Source organism: Arenibacter catalasegens (assembly GCF_002909235.1).
Lineage (GTDB): Bacteria > Bacteroidota > Bacteroidia > Flavobacteriales > Flavobacteriaceae > Arenibacter > Arenibacter catalasegens.
On the sequence record NZ_PHQQ01000017.1, the window covers coordinates 1 to 19,382 of the forward strand.

Genomic DNA, 19,382 nt, shown 5'->3' on the forward strand with positions numbered 1-19,382 from the left:
ATGCTCCTTTAACGCCTCAATGGCCACTTTGGCCTTGAACGATGCACTGAATTTTCTTCTTGATCTCTTCATATTTGACAGGGTTAAATTACAACTTAACTTGCTGTCCTAAAATTGGGGAGTATAATATAATTGTGGATTCCTATGGCAAACCGGTTTAAGGAGCTAAGGTAATTCCCTATTCCAACCAGCATTTAACCCTTTATGATCGATAGGTGAATAACCATTCTTGATTGTTTGGATCCTTGCTTTCTGAAACGCATTTAAATCCATTTTTTTCATAGAATAACCGTAACCCCTGCTCTTCAATAGTGAGCCAATAAGATTGATTAGGAAATTCTTCCATCAAAGCCTTAAGCCATTTGGAACCTAAGGCTTGATTTCTATATTTGGAATCAACGAATAAAAAGCCGATATATTGAAATCCCATGTCTATATACTTCTGACCCTCCTCAATTTCAAAATCCGTCATATTTGGAGGAGCACCTTTAAATACAATACCTCCAGCCGTTATTTCCAATGTATTTTTAAAAACAAAAATATTCGCATTCTTTTTCAAATCTTCCCATACAGGAAGAATGATTTGCTGCCAATCTCCCGGGAGAATTTTAAAAAACTCGTGACCATCGAATCCTATATTTACCAATTTCATATAAAATGATTTGCCTCAAATAATACGCCTTCTATTACAATAGACCCCATGACCACAAGCGATCAAAATCGTCGGACCACCTGTCTCCAATATCCGTTCTATAATAAACGTTATTAATAATAATATTGCTTATCCTATTCTGCATCATTTTTTGGGCATCCTTCATGGTAAGCCCAGTTCCTGTAACCAACAAGGCAATTCCTGTATTCCCAGTTATCAGCCATTCGTCATTTATTTTCTTAAGGTGCATGGGATGTACCCCTTCCTTCATATCCTTTTTGAATACGATAACTGAGTCTTTTGAAAACAGTTCAAATGATTTTTTATCCTCAAAAGGAAAAGGAGGAACCACCATATAGGCCCCGACCTGAAATCCTTTTCGTACGCTGATCTTAAAATGTTGTCCGGAGGCGAGTTTATAAAACATATTACCAAGTGGTTCTAAAATTCCGGCCCTTTGTATGAATATCTGTGGGTACCCAAATCTAGAGGTGAATTCCAAAGGATAAATTCCGTTGCCATTAACAATGCAATTAATATCCAATTGCCCTACAAAACCACCTTCGGCCAATGAACTTTCAAACTTTTTTAAAGTAGCCTCAAAGATGGGTGAATCTTTAGTCCAAAACATACTGGACCCCATTTCCCCTGTGGATACACCTAGTTCTTTAGGAAATAATTTTTTATGTTCGAAAGTAATATTTATAGGATAAATAAACTCCTTGCCATTAAAATAGGCCGATGCAGATACCTCCACGCCTTTTACCTTCCGCTGCAACTGAAAATTACCAAAATCATTTCCCCATGATTTTTCATAAGCCTTTAGCACCCGAATTACATCCAAGCCTTCATCGTCACTACCAACAAATAGTAATTGTTTGTATTCCTGGGTCTCCCCGGAAGGTTTTATAACATAGGCGTTGGGGTTGGCCTTAACATAATCAATGGCATCCTGAAAATTAAAAAACTCCTTGGAGGGCAATATTTTTATTCCATGTTTCTTTAATTCCGCCTGCCCAAAACTACGATCCAATTCCAATAGATCGGAATATTCGGTACCACCTACCACTAATTTGCCCTGTGCCCTTAAATCTGAACATATTTTACCATATCCAGTGTAGTCAAAAATTAGGACATCGGCCCAATCGATTTGGGTTTTCCAATCTTTTACTTTTTGAACAAATCCGTACCCAATTTCCCTTGAGGGTTTATCCTCAATGTACATTTTTACAGCATTGCCTTCGTTCAATATGGCTACTGCCATATCCAAGGTTTCTCCCCAGCGGGAAACAATCAAGAAATTTCGTTTTATCTCTACTTGTTTATTTAATTTCTCCTTTTTCAATTTAATAAGTGATTTTATTTATTGGGGTTAAGTGGTAAATAAAAAAAAGGTACTGCAACACTCCTTTTTTTTCATAAAAATAAGACATGCCAAGAGAACTAAATCTCCCTTTACGTAAAACAATTTCGATAAATATTCGTTTATATTCTTCGGTATCCCCTTATAGGAACAAGTATGCGAACTTATGCAATGCCGGAATTTAAGAGTAAGTTTCAATATAATAAGCCCGTGCCCATAGTGTGTAATTGTATAACAAATATATAAGAAAAATTAATTCGATTACGAGAATTAAATTGGCTTAAATGAAAATTTTAATAGAACTCACAATATTACATAAGTATAATTTCCCTTGGCTAGGAATCCAGCTATTCAGTAACTAAAGAAACACTATTTTTGAACTTAAATATATCGTACATGTTTCATTTCTTTAGCAAGAAAAAATTTTTGATAGATTACTTGGTAGATTTTGTGGATATCCATAACCACATACTACCCGGTATAGATGATGGTGCAAAAACTGTAGATGAGTCCATTGCCCTAATAAAGGGTTTCTCTGAGTTTGGGATAAAAAAGTTTATATCCACTCCGCATATCATGCATAATTATTATCCCAATGACTACGATACTATACACACTGCACATGGAAAAGTGCAGGACGGCCTATTAACTGAAGGGATGAAGGATATTACCTTGGATGTGGCAGCTGAACATATGATAGATGCCAATTTTGATTATATATTGGAGAATGATAAGGTGATGCCATTAAGAAATAGATATTTACTAATCGAGATGTCCTATTTACAACCACCTATCAATTTTGATGATGCCATTCAAAATATTGCCACACACCGGTATTTTCCAATTTTAGCACATCCAGAAAGATATTCCTTCCTGCAACTGAATTCCTCCAAATTTGGAAAATTCAAAGAGAATGGGATTTTATTACAGATGAATCTCTTATCCCTTGGACAGTTCTATGGAAAGGATGTACAAAAAAAGGCTCATAAACTATTACAAAGTGGTTTAATAGATTATGTAGCCTCTGATGTTCATAACCATCAACAGTTGCAAAGTATAAAAGAATTACAATTGAGCACTAGCCTCCTGAAGTTACTTTTCCCCGTTATTGAAAAAACCATTTACGATTTCTATTAACTTAAAAATTCCACCATTTTTTATGGGTTTTACCATAGCCATAGCCATAGGAACCACCATATCCCAAATTGGATACCTTTACATTGTTTACAACAAAGGATAATCCCTTTAACTTGCCTTCATTTTTTAGTTTAACAGGGAAGTCAAGAACTTTCTTCTCAGTAACCCCTGCTTTGGTCACATAAATAATATGATCGGCATATTCCGCAATCAGCAAAGTATCTGTAACCACCATCAAAGGCGCGGTATCGACAACAACATAGTCATATTTCTCGGAAACCTCTTCCAATAATTCTTTCATTCGACTACTCATTAGAAGCTCCGCAGGATTAGGTGGAATTTTTCCCGAGTAAATAACATCTATAGTGTTGGTGTGTACCAACAAAGAATTAATAATATCCTTGGCGTTTAAATCCCGATCGTACAAATATTCCGTTAGTCCTATATCCCTACTACGTGAAGAATTCCCTAATTTATCTACGTTTTTACTATTGAAAAAACTATATAATTTCGGGTTTCTAATATCTGCTCCGATCAAAAGAACTTTTTTATTGGTACTAGCAAAGATCATGGATAGATTGGACGATAAAAATGTTTTCCCTTCCCCGGGTACCGAAGAAGTTATATATATTAAATTACCCTTCTCAGAAGCATTCTTGGACTTCATCATATAGTCTATGTTGGTCCTAATAATCCTCAAGGATTCTGCCAAGATCGATCGATCGTCCTTGCCTACCAATTTCGCCTCCTTCTTACCTAGTTTTGGTAGTTCACCCAACACCGGTATATCCTTTATCATCTTTTCTAAAGAGGTTTTACTATGCACTTTATTGTCCAACAAATCGTTAGCATAGATTACAGAAAAAGGTATAATTAATCCAAATAAAAAGAACGTCAAATAAACTATCTTACCATTGGGAGATACCGGCATTGAACTAACGCTATAGGCATGGTCTATAATTTTTGATTTAGGTTTGGCCGATGCATAAGAAATCTGGGATTCCTCCCGTTTCTGAAGCAAATAAAGGTAAAGAGATTCCGTAGTCTCCTGTTTCCTACCAATGTCCCTCAGGGCACGTTGATTTTTTGGTGCAGCGTATAATCGGGAATTCACCTTAGAAAGTTGACTACTCAAACTATTGACTTGTAGCCCTAAATTATTAGTCATACTGCCCAAACTAGACTGCATACTCCTTTTTAAACCCTGTAATTGTTGATCTAAATTTACAATTACGGGATTTTTTTCATTGGAGCTTTTTAACAAACGGTTTCTTTCAGCCACCAGTTCATTGTATCTATTAGTGGTATTCGCAATAGTAGGGTCGGATAATCCCACATTGGAAGGGAGAATTTCATAACCTTCCTGATTCTCAACCAGGTCTTTCATTGAGGAAGCAATGTCCAATTGTAGTGCAGTATTTTGCAATTCTTGCTGACTACTGGCGCTAACAGTTAGATTAACACTAGATTGCGATGCAATATCTGTAATACCCCTTCCCGCTTTGTAATCTTCCTCATTTTGGTCTTGAAGGGAAAGGTTGGAATAAATTTCCGTAATCCTGTCATTAATAAATTCGGAGGTCTTATCTGCAATGGTCTTCCTGTCCTCTATGGCATTATTATTATAAGTCTCTATTAATGTATTTATAATATCATTGGCCTTTTTTTGTATAGGATCGTTCAAAGAAATATTTAGAATATTGGAATATTCGGCAGCTGGTGAAACCCTAATCCCAAATTGATATTGTTGTGCCACATTGGCCACTGGAGTAATAGCTATCCTATAATTTCTGTCCCTGTAGGCCATAATGTCCGTGACATTAGGTGTTATAACAATGTTACCGATGGGTGTCGAAATAGTTTTCCCATAGGCATAGGGCTTCATAGGCAGATCTTCTTGCTGGGAAAACCCAAATGTCGTTTCATTTGAAAGTGTCAAATAAAAACTAAAATTGGCGTTATTTATTATTGAGTCATTGGCAATAAAATTAACTTTAAAGGGAGGGTTTTGATATATTTCTGAATCCAAAATCTTTCCCAAGGAGGTAATCTTTACATTGAGACCCAATTTTTTAACTACCTCAATTAAATTGGATCTGGAATTTATCAATTGCATTTCATCCTCAACCTTATTAGTCCCACCAGAGATCGCACCTAAATCCTGAAAAGTACTGAGTTCAGATGTGGAATTTTTATCATCCAAAATTTGAATTTTAGCTTGGGCTGCATATTGCGGTACGGAATATCTTAGTTTTAAATAAGCAAATGCTAATGCTATTACAACACAAAGAACAAACCACTTCCAATGTTTAGTGTAATTAGTAATAATATCCTTTAATCCAAGTTCGGATGATAGATTTTGAGAGTTCAAACCCATTGTAATCAATAATTTAATTGTAATTAATTTCTGGTAATCAATACTACGGTAGTAGTAATTAATATTGAAGCTATGGATAGCGCAATGGACGACCTACTATCAAGGGTTGCGGAAGCAATAAGGGATTTGTTGGGCTCCACATAGACTACATCATTTTGTGTTAGGTAATATACTGGTGAGTTTAAAACTTCCTTTTTAGTTAAATCAATACGTGTATAGACTTTGGTTCCGTTAAAATCACGGATAACCATTACATTATCGCGCATACCTTTAATGTTGAGGTCGCCTGCCATGCCCAAAGCTTCCAAAACTGTTATTTGCTCCCCATTAACAGGATAAGTCCCTGGTCTATTTACAGCGCCCAGAACAGTAACTGTGAAGTTTTTAAGTCTTATGTTAATAATAGGATCCTTTAAATAATCTTTTAGGCGCTCGGTTAATAAGGTTTTAGCCTCACCTGGCGAAAGTCCAAGTAATTTTATAGTTCCCAATACAGGGAAATCTATTTCACCATTTTTATCAATGATATAATCCAACTCCTCTGGCCTCATGCCCCCTTCTATATAACCTTTCATTATATTGAAAGGCACACTGGCTTGGGGATCTAATGTGGATACATTAATGCTGATCACATCGTCAATCTTTAACCGGTTTAGATTAGAGTTGTTACTCACTATTGTTTCAAATGAACTGGCATCTTGAAAATATACAACATCCTTTTTAGATCCACAGGAAGATATTAGTAGAGAAGATACGGCTAAAGCAAAAATCCTTAGTCCCATAATTTTGGTATTTTTTAACATAATTTCGCTGATTTCTAATGCAAGTATAATGAAAAATTACGATTGTAAAATTTTCTTTGTAGGGATTATATCGGAAGCAACCTGAACTTCCTCAGTAAGTTTGGTCTCCTTTTTATCCAGTTTACAGAGTTCGGAATTATTAGAAACATATTCGGGCACAATTTCCTTCATCAACTTAACCGTGTTTTCATTAAAAAACATGTTTGAAACACACAATTCGTTAATTTTAGATTTTGTTTCTTCATAAAATAATTCCCTGGACTTACTAATCATAATTTTCTTGTGATACGTAGGCATAGTATCCTCACCATTTGCCAGTAGTTCCTCATATAATTTTTCGCCCGGTCTAAGTCCGGTAATTTTGATATCAATATCTTCAGGGTACTTAAGTCCAGATAACTTGATCATGTTTTTAGCTAAATCAAAAATCTTAACAGAATCACCCATGTCAAATATAAAAATTTCCCCGCCTTGTCCCATTCCACCAGCTTCCAAAACCAATTGCGCAGCTTCAGGAATGGTCATAAAATAACGAGTAATATCCTTATGGGTTACCGTTAGTGGGCCGCCCTTTTCTATTTGTTTTTTAAAGAGTGGGATTACGGAACCATTGGACCCCAATACATTTCCAAAACGCGTGGTAATGAACTTGGTCTTCTTCTGTTGTTCCGCACAGCTAATATACATTTCCGCTATTCTTTTTGTTGCCCCCATTACATTGGTCGGGTTCACCGCCTTATCTGTGGATACAAAAATAAATTTATCAACATTATTATCCAAGGAAAGATCCACTATGACTTTAGTGCCCGCTACATTAATTTTTATGGCTTCATAAGAATTATACTCCATTAGGGGTACATGCTTATATGCAGCAGCATGAAAGACCATATTTGGCTTGTATTCCTGGAAGATAGCGGACATTCTATTTTTATCCCTAATATCCCCCACAATAGGAATAAAATTGTGAAATCCATTTTGTTTTAACTCTTGTTGCAGGTCATATAAGGCAGATTCTGCTTGGTCAATAACAATTAACGATTTGTATTCACAATTTGCAATTTGCCTTACAAGTTCACTACCAATGGAACCTGCTCCACCCGTTACGACAATTACCTTGTCCTTGAGCTCATTGGATATTCTTTTATTCTTAATATTAATTGGCACCCGATCAAGCAAATCTTCAATCTGAACTTGTTTTATTTGGGAAATTTTCAGTTCTCCATTGATCCAATCTTCAATGGGTGGTACAATTTTTACCTGCACCTGAAAATCTACCAGCCCCTCTACCAACTCCCTCAGCCTATTATGGTCAATATTCTGGATTGAAAAAATAATCTCGGAAATATCATTGCTCTTTATAAAATAATCTGTTAGTATCTCCGGACCATATACCCTTACCCCATTAATATTTTTACCTACTTTTTCATTATCCTTATCTATATAACCCACCACTTTGGAAATGCTACCACTATGGCTCGTCAATGCATTTTGGGTTAAGATTCCAGATTCTCCTGCACCATAAATAATTACATTCTTCGTAATTTTAAATTGCTTTACAAAGTTGTAATAAGCAGTTTTAAATACATATCGGGATGCCGTTAAGGCAATAAAGTTTAATAAACTATGAATAATAATTATGGACAAGGGAACGGTAAAACCATCCATAAAATCCATTTCCCGATTAAGGATGACCATGAAAATCGTAATGATACTGGAGAGACATATAGCATTAAAGATATTATATACATCCCTTACCCCAGTGTGCCGCACTACTCCCTTGTATGAGCCAGTTATTAAAAATGAAATGGCACCAATTGCTATTATGACAGGTAACTGTAAAAGCAATTTGTCGCTATCAAAGTTAAGTGTAAGATTAAAACGAATAAGATAGGAGAACACAAAAGTAATGGATACCAACATCAAATCGATCACCAATACAATCCATTTGGAAGTATATTTTTGTGCCCTATTGGATAAGTAGTGTTGTATCATTTGGTCATTATTTTTAAAATTACTTCAATTACACGGTCCAAATCCGCTGTTTCGAGGTTGGAACCACTAGGAAGACATAATCCTCTTTCAAATAAATCTTCGGAAGTACCATCAACATATTTGGCACATTCTTCAAACACAGGTTGCAAATGCATGGGCTTCCATAAAGGTCGGGATTCTATATCAACTTCCAGTAATTGATGTCGTATATTTTCCCGAATTTGTACCGATGGTGTTAAAATACATGTAAGCCACCTATTTGAGTACATACCTGGCATTTCCTCCAAAAATTCAATTTCAGAAATATGCCCTAAATTCTGTTTATAATATTCAAAATTGGCCCTTCTAGCCCCCACTCTATCATCCAGCACTTCCATTTGCCCTCGTCCAATACCCGCCAGGACATTGCTCATACGATAGTTATAGCCTATAGCTGAATGTTGGTAGTGGGGTGCATTGTCCCTCGCCTGTGTTGCCAAAAAAACGGCATTTTCCTTATGTTTTTTATTCTTTGACACCAATGCGCCACCACCTGAGGTAGTAATTATCTTGTTCCCATTAAAGGATAAAATACCAATATCACCAAAACTTCCACATTTAATATCGGCGTAGGTACTACCCAATGCTTCAGCGCTATCTTCCAATACTGGAATACCATATTGTTCACCAATCTGTTTTACTTCATTTACCTTGTACGGCATCCCGTAAAGATGTACGGCAATAATAGCTTTGGGCTTTTTGCCTTTTGAAATTCTATCCTCAATCGCCATTTTTAATAAGTCAGGAGAGATATTCCAAGTATCCTTTTCGCTATCAACAAAAATTGGCCTAGCTCCCAAATAACAAATGGGATTGGCGGATGCGGAAAAAGTAAAACTTTGACATATTACCTCATCACCATCAGAAACCCCTAGCAGCACCAATCCCAAATGAATGGCAGCAGTACCAGAACTTAATGCAGCAACATGAACATCATTATTCAAATAACTTTCAATACTGGCCTCAAAACCGTTAACATTGGGACCCAAAGGAGCCACCCAATTCGTATCAAAAGCTTCCTTAACATAGAGCTGTTCATTTTCTCCCATATGTGGGGATGAAAGCCATATTTTTGTACTTGTAATGGTCATTAATATTCAGTGTTTATGTGAAGTGTCTACACAAAAATATATATACTTTTCTGTATTAATTCATTATGCCTTCTAATTTCGTTTAAGACTAGAAAATATCGTTTAAATACCTTAATAGAAGATTTTATCATCACCAAACCCATATAATTTCTATATACTTTTTACATTTCTTAACAATAATCAAAAACTAAAAAACGAACACTTTAAGGCATGTAAAATTAGCCATTAGAGCTTCTTGTATATTAATCTCTTCCACAGAGGAAACAACATAGCCAAATGAAGAGATAACAATAATATACGAAAAAAGCACATGACTATTCAAATCAGTTAATGGAAATTAATATTGACAATAATTCCACCTACAATTATTTCGGAAATTTCGAAAGCTGAATTATAAAGCATAAAATGTACCACTCTGCACCTAAAATAAATGATTGTTATTGTGAATCATTAAAATTTAATTCCACCAACCCTTGAAGTTTAAGAAATAAAAACTCCTTTTTCTTTTTCCGCTGGTGTTTTAAGTGTGCCTACAAAAAGACTTTCCCAGATGTAAGAAAATACCCTTTAAAAACATGAGTTTATGGTGAAAAATCAAAATTTATCTTAAAGAAAAGTGTATTTCATCGAAAAATATACTTTCTAAAGTCCAAACTACTCGAACCCAACGTAAAACCACCAATGCAACCAAAGTGTGTAGTTCATCGAAAATAGCAGGTATTTTGCCGATGATGTTGTAAAAATAAATAATATTGTAGAACCCAAATGTATATCCGTTAAATTAATGTCTTTACTTATGAAATTTCACCCCTCGAATCTCTTTCAAGTGACCCTAGTTTGTTTTGTCCTTTTTTTAAGTTTTTCCTGCAACAAGGATTCTGATCTTTTAGCGGAATATGTAGTGGAAAAACCGCAATCCTTTTTGGTTAATGACGTGGTAGTCACTTTGGCAAACAATCCAATTGTAATAGCCCCGTTAAGCAACGATACTTTTAAAGAACCGGATAAGGTAGCTATCACAGAAGTAACACCACCTAAAATGGGTACGGCTGTGGTAAATGAAGATAATACAATAACGTATACTCCAGATACTGACCAAACCGGAACCGATGAGTTCGACTATTCCACTGCGGTCACCAATCCAGATAACAGTGTATCAGAAGAAACCGGATCGGTAACCGTGACCGTGACCAATAAGACACCTACAGAACCTACTTCACCTTCAGATATGGGGGCCTTAAAAGCGTTTCCGGGTGCTGAGGGATTTGGGAAAAATACCACCGGAGGTAGAGGCGGCATTGTAGTAGAGGTTACCAATTTAAATGATAGCGGTTCAGGTAGTTTACGAAGCGCTTTGAGTTTGAAAGGCAAAAGAACTATAGTGTTTAAGGTTGCAGGAAATATTAATCTTAATTCATATTTATCTATTGGTCCCGACAATGGCGATTTAACTATTGCTGGTCAAACTGCACCTGGAGGCGGAATAACAATAGCTAATCACGGGATTAGGATACAAGGATCTAATACTATTGTACGATATGTGCGATTTAGACCGGGAAACTCTGCTGATACAGGAGAAGATGCGGTTACTATTGTAGCTTATAGCGGAAGAACTACAAAAAATGTTATTTTAGATCATTGCAGTATATCTTGGGGAAAAGATGAAAATTTTAATATTGGAGCAATAGGCGGAGCCGGGGTTAACAATGTAACTCTACAAAATAGTATTGTAGCTGAGAATATAGATACCGGCTATGGTGTTTTACTTTGGAGTAAGGCCACTAACATTAGTTTTCATCAAAACCTATTGGCCCACAACAAGGCAAGAAATATACGCTCCTCAACTTGTACTAGTGATTTCGAATTTATCAATAATGTAGTATATAGTTTCGGCTCAGGTATGCAGCCAACTTTTGAAAATAAATTTGATATTGTGGGGAATGTATTTATTTCGAACCCCAATGTCTCTAAACCTTCAACACTTGTGAAAATTGAGGCTTCAACAAATAATTGCCCTGATGGAATACTTTCTAAAACACAAGCTTATTTAAGTGACAATACCTATGACGGTAGTAATATCTCAGTTGAATCGGAGCTGAAATCCTATCTGGAAAATTCAAAGATTTTTAATTCCGGTATATCTGCGATTCCGAATGCGCAAGTAAAATCCACCGTTTTATCAAAAGTCGGTACAAGCCTTTACAGAGATTCTTTAGATGAGAGGATCATAGACGATGTCAATAACAGAACCGGCAAGATCCCTGGTTCAGCCGGAGGTTACCCGGATCTACCGAAAGGCACAGCTTATTCAGATAGTGACAAAGATGGGATGAGCAATGAATGGGAAACTGTAAATGGCTTAAATCCAAATGATGCCGGTGACAGTAATAAGGACCGGGATAGTGATGGCTATACCAATTTGGAAGAATATCTACATTATTTGACCAAAAGTTAAAATAGTTAACTTAAACAAATCGAAAAGAAAAAGGGACCTGTACAGGTCCCTTTTTCTTTTCGATTTCCCTTAAGGGGAAACACGACATATCAACAGGTAATCCTACTCGTCCCATTAAAAATACTAGAATTATTTCTCTATAATTTGAATAAAAAGCATAGACTATTTATAGGTGTGGGAATAGAAATTAGCGATTTTATCAAAAAATAAACCTTCTGATTAGACCCAAATTTTCGCCTGAAAATTTCATTATTTATTAAAAAACATCGCGGATATATAATCAACCTGTCATTATGTAGTGCTATATAAAATACTTTTAAATATGAGAACTTCTTTCAACAAAATTCACAGCGCAGAATGTGAATAGGCAGTAACAAATAATTATTAAAAATACACCTATAGCACTAGGCCTGATGCTCAAATCAATACTAAAACTTATTTGGCTATTGATATTTCAATATAGCATGCCTCAAGATATTAAGGAAAACTGGCAATCAACACCTAATAGCCCCTCCAAACATATTTACAAGAAATTAAATAATTTCTTAGCACAAAGTCATTCCACTCACTACCTCTCCACAACTTTCTTATCAAACAAATTATTAAAAAGAAGGCACTTGCAACTCGGAACATTCAAGAAGGTAAAATAGGGCTCTAGTTTGTTCATTCGTTGGTAATATGATTTAAGTTATAACTCAAAGGTTTTAAATGGAGATAAACTTAAAATTTTAATTATTCTTTTTTGACAAAAGGTGAAAATGATTGATTTTAAGGTTTCCCGATTATAACTCCATACGGATTGTTACATTCAAATCTCCGTAAAGTCTTATCCATATTTTAAACACTTCGGTAATTGCCATTGGTTTTCATTTTCAAACGAGATGAATGAAGTTACAGGTAAATAAAAATTCCTAGGTTACAGGAACATTTGTCCTCTAAGCAAATTTACCTTTATTAAGTTACAACTAAAATGGAGAACAAATCATCCAATATCAAAGTCTTCGTAAAGCAAATCTGTGCCGAAAAATTAAGTTTACCTACCAAAAACTCTATTCAATAGATGTTAAAAAATACGCTCTATAACAGGAAAAGTTTTAATCATATCATAAAGAAAGGGGTATTTCATCGAATAAGGGATTTTTAAACATCCAAACCTAAAAAGCATACGTAAAACTAACAATGCACATACGAATAGGCAGTTTGTCGAAAATATTTGTCATATGCCGATGATATTGTGAAAATTAAAAATAATTTTAAACCCCAAATGTTTATCATTTAAATTAACGTCTTAGAACTTATGAAAATCACCCCCCCGAATCTATTACAAGTGACCCTGTCATGCCTTGTCCTTTTTTTAAATTTCTCCTGCAACAAGGATTCCGACCTATTGGCGGAATATGTTGTGGAAGATAATCCAATTGGCACTGAACCTAAAGAAGTAATTATTGATTTAGCAAATGCAGTATTTACTACCGACGAAGATCAACCTGTTTCCTTTAACATGCTTTATAACACAACTAGCAAGAGAAAAGGACGTAGAAGATATAAAGGTAGTTCAAAACCAAAATATGGTAATATTACCATTGAAAAAGACAGTATAGCTGTTTACACTCCTTCTAGCGATTATAATGGCAAGGATAATATTGAAATTACCTTGGAAGAGACAAATGAGGATGAAACAACATCGGAAGTAGTGGTAACAGTTGATGTTACCGTGGAGCCCGTAACAGATGTTGTGGAGGATATAATAGAAGTTCCTACAGAGGCCGAGCCGGAAGCACCTATAGTAATTGAACCCCTTAAAAACGATACTTTTAATAAGGAAAGTGAGGTAATAATAACCGAGGTCAGTGAGCCATCCAATGGTACCGCAGTTATCAATGAGGATAATACTATTACCTATACCCCAAATACAAATAATCCTGAAGAGGTTATCACAGAAGAAGTTACTTCTGAAACCGAAGAGGTGGTTACTGAAGAAATTCCTGCGGAAAAGGATACCTTTACCTATACTACTTCTGTCACCAATCCGGACGATACGGTGACCGAAGAAACTGGATCGGTAACCGTGACGGTAGCCGATAAGACACCTACAGAACCTACTTCACCTACAGACATGGGAGCCTTAAAAGCTTTTCCGGGTGCCGAGGGATTTGGAAAAAATACCACCGGAGGTAGAGGCGGCATTGTGGTAGAGGTTACCAATTTAAACGATAGCGGTTCAGGTAGTTTACGAAGCGCTTTGAGTTTGAAGGGAAAAAGAACTATAGTGTTCAAGGTTGCAGGAAATATTAATCTTAATTCATATTTATCTATTGGTCCCGACAATGGCGATTTAACTATTGCTGGTCAAACTGCACCTGGAGGCGGAATAACAATAGCTAATCACGGGATTAGGATACAAGGATCTAATACTATTGTACGATATGTGCGATTTAGACCGGGAAACTCTGCTGATACAGGAGAAGATGCGGTTACTATTGTAGCTTATAGCGGAAGAACTACAAAAAATGTTATTTTAGATCATTGCAGTATATCTTGGGGAAAAGATGAAAATTTTAATATTGGAGCAATAGGCGGAGCCGGGGTTAACAATGTAACTCTACAAAATAGTATTGTAGCTGAGAATATAGATACCGGCTATGGTGTTTTACTTTGGAGTAAGGCCACTAACATTAGTTTTCATCAAAACCTATTGGCCCACAACAAGGCAAGAAATATACGCTCCTCAACTTGTACTAGTGATTTCGAATTTATCAATAATGTAGTATATAGTTTCGGCTCAGGTATGCAGCCAACTTTTGAAAATAAATTTGATATTGTGGGGAATGTATTTATTTCGAACCCCAATGTCTCTAAACCTTCAACACTTGTGAAAATTGAGGCTTCAACAAATAATTGCCCTGATGGAATACTTTCTAAAACACAAGCTTATTTAAGTGACAATACCTATGACGGTAGTAATATCTCAGTTGAATCGGAGCTGAAATCCTATCTGGAAAATTCAAAGATTTTTAATTCCGGTATATCTGCGATTCCGAATGCGCAAGTAAAATCCACCGTTTTATCAAAAGTCGGTACAAGCCTTTACAGAGATTCTTTAGATGAGAGGATCATAGACGATGTCAATAACAGAACCGGCAAGATCCCTGGTTCAGCCGGAGGTTACCCGGATCTACCGAAAGGCACAGCTTATTCAGATAGTGACAAAGATGGGATGAGCAATGAATGGGAAACTGTAAATGCCTTAAATCCAAATGATGCCGGTGACAGTAATAAGGACCGGGATAGTGATGGCTATACCAATTTGGAAGAATATCTACATTATTTGACCAAAAGTTAAAATAGTCAACTTAAACAAATGGAATAAAAAAAGGGGCCTGTCCAAGCAGTCATGGTCGGAAGAAATTCCGACCATTTTTTTATGTTTCAAAATGATCTAATTTCCCTTCACATTTTACCACAATCATAGCAATGGCCAAATTTCTGAGTTCCATTTTAAATCTTCTCTTGGCTGTTTTGTATCCTATCCTATTGGCCTTTTTGTATATTAGGACCAACATGGCCACAATCAAGGTCATATATAACATCACTTCTATTCCGTTTTTGTTCAACGACACAAGGTGGCTCACATTAAGTTCTTGTTTGATAAAACGAAAGAATACCTCAATATCCCATCTTCTTCTATAGGCCTGGGCAACTTCTTTGGCGGATAGATCAAAATCATTGGTAATAAACCAAAAATCCTTAGAACCTTCTGCCTTGGTTTTTGCGACAATCAGACGAAAAGGAGTCTCCACCAATTCTTCTCGATGGTGGATATTGCCTTTTTTGTTATCAATAGCTCTTCCTGTGTAAAGATGGACTTTACTGTCCTTAACAAGAATCAACTCTCCCAAATCCAAGTCTTGATCTTGATCAAGCAATGATTGTAGTTCTATATGTTTTCGATTTTCTTTTGCTCTAACAATAAAAGTGACAGAATCATTAGTGAATGATTTCATTGTTTTTGTAGATTGGAGACCTCTATCAATAACGTAAATGTTTTGATGGTGCGTTTCTTGCTTTACATGGTTTAGTATAGCCTGCGGCAAGGCTATATCTTCACTAGAATACTTTGCTTTATTGAACACATTGGAGTGGCAGGGCAATAAGCCGTCAAAAGCAATACTATTCTTGACCGACTTTTTTCCACTTTTATTGTCAAGTCCTTCCAACAGTTTACCCGATGCCTCACTGACCATAGAACTATCAACATGGATCAAGTGATATTTTTCGCCATCCTTGTTGGAATAGGCATCGTAAAACTGATGGTAGACACATTGATAGATCTGACGGAAGTAATCCGAGTCAATTTTAGATAATCTTTCTGAAATGGAGCTTCGTCTTATACTTTCTGATTTATCCAGATCAAAAAGAGTTTTGAAGATCACATCATTAAATGTATCCTCTAGGGTACGCTGGCTAAGTTTTTCATTTTCTAAAATACCATATAGCAAAAGATAGAACATCTTTTTTCCATGAAGGACCTTGGCATAATAATCTATTTTAGTGGTTACCGAAAGTTTGGATAAAAGAGCTTCTGGAATTACCCCCAACAATTGATTTACTGAAATCTTGTGACCTTTAAATACTGACATAATAGGCTGATTATCAGATATTAAGATACGAAATTTACATCATAAAAACAAGTTAAATGCCTGAAAATCAATCAGTTGGCCAAAAATTATGGGGATGTAAAAAACAAAAAAAGTCGGAAGAAAAAATCTTCCGACCATGACTGCCTGTCCAAGCCCCTTTTTTTATTCCATTTACCTTATCAAGGAAACAACACATGCCTTAAGGTAATCCTACTCCTCCCATAAATTAAGCCAGCCATTTAAGAAATCAAGGTTTAGATTTTCATTTCGTAAAAAAAATAAATAATATAAAGAGCTCTTTATCCAATATTCTTAATTTTCATAAATCCGTTAAAATTTTTAATGAAACAAAATTATATTCTATCAACTATTAATCTAGGCTTGGGGATTGGTTAACTACAATATGTTTTCAAATTAAATAACTTTAAATGGAAACAAAGATGCTCTTTCTCTATAAGAAATGCGCAATTACTAGATTCATTACCTTTACTTTTAAAGTATTACTTGCCTTCAAGAATAAATTAATAACATCAAAAGTTAAAATATTATAAAAAAAATTATTCGGATCTTCAATTCATAATTTTCAATAAGATCTTTATCATATTTTTTATGGTCTTTTTTATCGATTATAACCAATACAGCGGCTTTACAATAATTACATTTCTCTTTATTACACTTAAATTATGGGTTTTAAAATTCACACTAGCTTGTGGTAATAAATATTTAGTTTATAACTTTAGGAAATACCAGCTCTATTATTATAATAAAACCTTTTTGAAAATTATCAATTACCCATTTCAAGTAAGGAAACGAAAAAAATATTAAATTAAATCAATTAAAATAATCTAATTTATTTTTCAATATTTAATATTAAAATGCCAATTTATCGAATACAAATTATCTTACCTCTTAACGAACTTATCCGACTTACATCGTAAATTCATTGTATAAAATTTAATTATAATTATATTTTGTAATGTAAACCAACCAATTAAGTAATTCAACTTTATATGCCTGATGAAAATAGTGCTTTGAAAAATTATTTAGAGCTCGCCATTGAGGCTGCCATAACGGCAGGAATAGCTATCATGAAGGTTTACAATAAACCAAGCTATAATCAGAAATTAAAAGATGATAATTCCCCTTTAACTGAGGCAGATACAGCTGCCAATATAATCATAAATAAAATTTTAAATACTTCCAATATTCCAATAATTAGTGAAGAAAATAAGAATGCGGACTATGACGTAAGAAAGAATTGGAAAAAATGTTGGATAGTGGACCCGTTGGATGGAACAAAAGAATTTGTCAATAAAAATGGCGAATTCACCGTTAATATAGCGATGTGTGAAATGGGAAGACCAATACTCGGAGTAATTTATGCCCCTAATAGCAAAGAACTATTTTATGCCGATGTAAAAAGTAGAAATGCTTATAAAATACTGTTAAAGGAAGAACAGATGTTAAAGGGTGAACTTTATGATGTTCAATATAAAATTTCACCTAATCCTACTCCAACAAGTACCATTAGGGTAGTAGGAAGCCGATCACACATGAATTCGGAAACTTTGGATTTTATAAATGGTTTAAAGAAAAAGTTTGATCAAGTAGAAATTGTTTCCATGGGGAGTTCCCTTAAACTATGTATAGTAGCAGAAGGCAAAGCAGATATTTACCCTCGTTTTGCCCCTACTATGGAATGGGACACGGCTGCAGGTCATGCGATTTGCAATGCGGTAGGATTAAAAGTATTATCAAAAAACTCCCAATATGAATTAATGTATAACAAGGAAAATTTATTGAACAATCATTTTATACTTCAAAGTTCATAATGGATAGCTCTCATAAAAGGCATATTGCCAAAACCATCACCTGGCGACTAGTGGGTACCGTGGACACCATTGTACTTTCATGGGCAATCACAGGTAACCCATTTACAGGGCTAAAAATTGGGATGCTAGAAATGTTCACGAAATTAATACTTTACTATCTCCATGAGAGGTTCTGGTTTAAATTTTATGTTGAAGAAAGCAAAACACGACACTTAATAAAAACTATTTCTTGGCGAATAATTGGTACTTTAGATACAATTACACTTTCATGGATAATTACAGGAAATGCACTCACAGGATTAAAGATTGGAGCAGCCGAAATAATTACAAAAATGATTTTATATTATTTACATGAACGTACATGGTATAAGATTAATTTTGGTTTGGATAAAACGAGAAGAGCTAAAAAATGGAAAAAAACATAGTACAACAAGAGTATAAAATAAGCCGTACTCTCAGAAGAAAAGCAAACGGACATAATTCCTTCTTGATATTTTTTACAGGGTTTTCTGGATCTGGAAAATCTACCATTGCTAATGCATTGGAACAAAAATTGCATCAGCTCAAAATAAAAACCTATGTTCTGGATGGAGATAATGTACGCAGCGGGATTAATCAGAATCTTACTTTTAGTAAAAAGGACCGATCAGAAAATATTAGACGGATAGGGGAAATCTCCAAATTGTTTGTGGACGCTGGGGTGGTAGTACTCGCTGCTTTTATTGCTCCTTATAAAGAAGATCGGGAGTTTATAAAGGCAATTATAGAAAAAGAAAATTATGTGGAGGTATTTGTGAATACGTCTTTGGAAGAATGTGAATTACGTGATGTAAAAGGATTATATAAAAAGGCCAGAAAAGGGGAAATAAAAAATATGACAGGTATTTCCGCACCCTACGAAGCACCTCAAAACCCTGATGTGGAAGTTTCAGAGCTGCACTCTGTTGAAGAATCCGTAGAGATTATATATGACAAAATTAAAAACAAATTAATACTCTGAA

General features: G+C 35.1%; 13 protein-coding genes. 6 read left to right on the plus strand and 7 right to left on the minus strand.

What is annotated here, in order from left to right; translation table 11 throughout:
* Window positions 1-202: 202 nt before the first annotated feature.
* A complete protein-coding gene (locus CWD90_RS13620; protein WP_103476626.1) occupies window positions 203-652 on the minus strand; it encodes a GNAT family N-acetyltransferase in 450 nt (149 codons plus the stop codon).
* A gap of 34 nt (window positions 653-686) precedes the next feature.
* On the minus strand, window positions 687-1,997 hold the full coding sequence (locus tag CWD90_RS13625; RefSeq protein ID WP_239986519.1) for a phosphoribosylamine--glycine ligase: 1,311 nt from the start codon (window positions 1,995-1,997) through the stop codon (window positions 687-689).
* Between the two features lie 414 nt (window positions 1,998-2,411).
* On the opposite strand from CWD90_RS13625, the gene CWD90_RS13630 reads away from it, so the two are divergent.
* Complete coding sequence (locus tag CWD90_RS13630) at window positions 2,412-3,152, plus strand: tyrosine-protein phosphatase (RefSeq protein ID WP_103476627.1); 741 nt, start codon at window positions 2,412-2,414, stop codon at window positions 3,150-3,152.
* A gap of 1 nt (window position 3,153) precedes the next feature.
* On the opposite strand, the gene CWD90_RS13635 is transcribed toward CWD90_RS13630, so the two are convergent.
* From CWD90_RS13635 to CWD90_RS13650, 4 genes are read right to left on the minus strand one after another with little or no spacing between them, the layout of a single operon-like run.
* Window positions 3,154-5,529: a GumC family protein gene (locus CWD90_RS13635; protein WP_103476628.1), complete on the minus strand. Its 2,376-nt coding sequence runs from the start codon at window positions 5,527-5,529 to the stop codon at window positions 3,154-3,156.
* Between the two features lie 23 nt (window positions 5,530-5,552).
* Window positions 5,553-6,311, minus strand: coding sequence for a polysaccharide biosynthesis/export family protein (locus CWD90_RS13640; RefSeq protein WP_239986520.1), 759 nt, complete (start codon window positions 6,309-6,311; stop codon window positions 5,553-5,555).
* Between the two features lie 57 nt (window positions 6,312-6,368).
* Window positions 6,369-8,324: a polysaccharide biosynthesis protein gene (locus CWD90_RS13645; RefSeq protein WP_103476630.1), complete on the minus strand. Its 1,956-nt coding sequence runs from the start codon at window positions 8,322-8,324 to the stop codon at window positions 6,369-6,371.
* Window positions 8,321-9,454: a DegT/DnrJ/EryC1/StrS family aminotransferase gene (locus CWD90_RS13650; protein WP_103476631.1), complete on the minus strand. Its 1,134-nt coding sequence runs from the start codon at window positions 9,452-9,454 to the stop codon at window positions 8,321-8,323. The genes CWD90_RS13645 and CWD90_RS13650 overlap by 4 nt, the downstream gene beginning before the upstream one ends.
* A gap of 796 nt (window positions 9,455-10,250) precedes the next feature.
* Between CWD90_RS13650 and CWD90_RS13655 the strand changes: the two genes are divergently transcribed.
* Together CWD90_RS13655 and CWD90_RS13660 are read left to right on the plus strand one after the other, a co-directional pair.
* A complete protein-coding gene (locus CWD90_RS13655) occupies window positions 10,251-11,909 on the plus strand; it encodes an Ig-like domain-containing protein (RefSeq protein WP_157941227.1) in 1,659 nt (552 codons plus the stop codon).
* A gap of 1,297 nt (window positions 11,910-13,206) precedes the next feature.
* Window positions 13,207-15,252 (plus strand): Ig-like domain-containing protein, encoded by a 2,046-nt coding sequence (locus CWD90_RS13660; protein WP_103476633.1) that lies wholly within the window; start codon window positions 13,207-13,209, stop codon window positions 15,250-15,252.
* Between the two features lie 79 nt (window positions 15,253-15,331).
* Here the strand turns inward: CWD90_RS13660 and CWD90_RS13665 are convergent, their stop codons facing one another.
* Window positions 15,332-16,549, minus strand: coding sequence for an IS4 family transposase (locus CWD90_RS13665; RefSeq protein ID WP_103476634.1), 1,218 nt, complete (start codon window positions 16,547-16,549; stop codon window positions 15,332-15,334).
* A 1,031-nt stretch (window positions 16,550-17,580) separates the two neighbouring features.
* Between CWD90_RS13665 and cysQ the strand changes: the two genes are divergently transcribed.
* Genes cysQ through cysC form a run of 3 tightly spaced genes read left to right on the plus strand, consistent with a single transcriptional unit; the run spans window position 17,581 to window position 19,381 of the window.
* On the plus strand, window positions 17,581-18,381 hold the full coding sequence (gene cysQ, locus CWD90_RS13670; protein ID WP_239986521.1) for a 3'(2'),5'-bisphosphate nucleotidase CysQ: 801 nt from the start codon (window positions 17,581-17,583) through the stop codon (window positions 18,379-18,381).
* Window positions 18,381-18,806, plus strand: coding sequence for a DUF2061 domain-containing protein (locus CWD90_RS13675; RefSeq protein ID WP_103476636.1), 426 nt, complete (start codon window positions 18,381-18,383; stop codon window positions 18,804-18,806). The genes cysQ and CWD90_RS13675 overlap by 1 nt, the downstream gene beginning before the upstream one ends.
* Window positions 18,791-19,381 carry an adenylyl-sulfate kinase gene (gene cysC / locus CWD90_RS13680; protein WP_103476637.1) on the plus strand — a complete coding sequence of 197 codons (591 nt, stop codon included), beginning with the start codon at window positions 18,791-18,793 and terminating at the stop codon, window positions 19,379-19,381. Before CWD90_RS13675 ends, cysC begins: the two co-directional genes overlap by 16 nt.
* Window position 19,382: the final 1 nt, after the last annotated feature.

Bases quoted from the DNA above. Each gene is read 5' to 3' on its own strand.
- CWD90_RS13620 (WP_103476626.1), bottom strand. From the start codon at position 652: ATGAAATTGGTAAATATAGGATTCGATGGTCACGAGTTTTTTAAAATT.
- CWD90_RS13630 (WP_103476627.1), top strand. From the start codon at position 2,412: ATGTTTCATTTCTTTAGCAAGAAAAAATTTTTGATAGATTACTTGGTA.
- CWD90_RS13635 (WP_103476628.1), bottom strand. From the start codon at position 5,529: ATGGGTTTGAACTCTCAAAATCTATCATCCGAACTTGGATTAAAGGAT.
- CWD90_RS13640 (WP_239986520.1), bottom strand. From the start codon at position 6,311: ATGGGACTAAGGATTTTTGCTTTAGCCGTATCTTCTCTACTAATATCT.
- CWD90_RS13645 (WP_103476630.1), bottom strand. From the start codon at position 8,324: ATGATACAACACTACTTATCCAATAGGGCACAAAAATATACTTCCAAA.
- CWD90_RS13650 (WP_103476631.1), bottom strand. From the start codon at position 9,454: ATGACCATTACAAGTACAAAAATATGGCTTTCATCCCCACATATGGGA.
- CWD90_RS13655 (WP_157941227.1), top strand. From the start codon at position 10,251: ATGAAATTTCACCCCTCGAATCTCTTTCAAGTGACCCTAGTTTGTTTT.
- CWD90_RS13660 (WP_103476633.1), top strand. From the start codon at position 13,207: ATGAAAATCACCCCCCCGAATCTATTACAAGTGACCCTGTCATGCCTT.
- CWD90_RS13665 (WP_103476634.1), bottom strand. From the start codon at position 16,549: ATGTCAGTATTTAAAGGTCACAAGATTTCAGTAAATCAATTGTTGGGG.
- CWD90_RS13675 (WP_103476636.1), top strand. From the start codon at position 18,381: ATGGATAGCTCTCATAAAAGGCATATTGCCAAAACCATCACCTGGCGA.
- cysC (WP_103476637.1), top strand. From the start codon at position 18,791: ATGGAAAAAAACATAGTACAACAAGAGTATAAAATAAGCCGTACTCTC.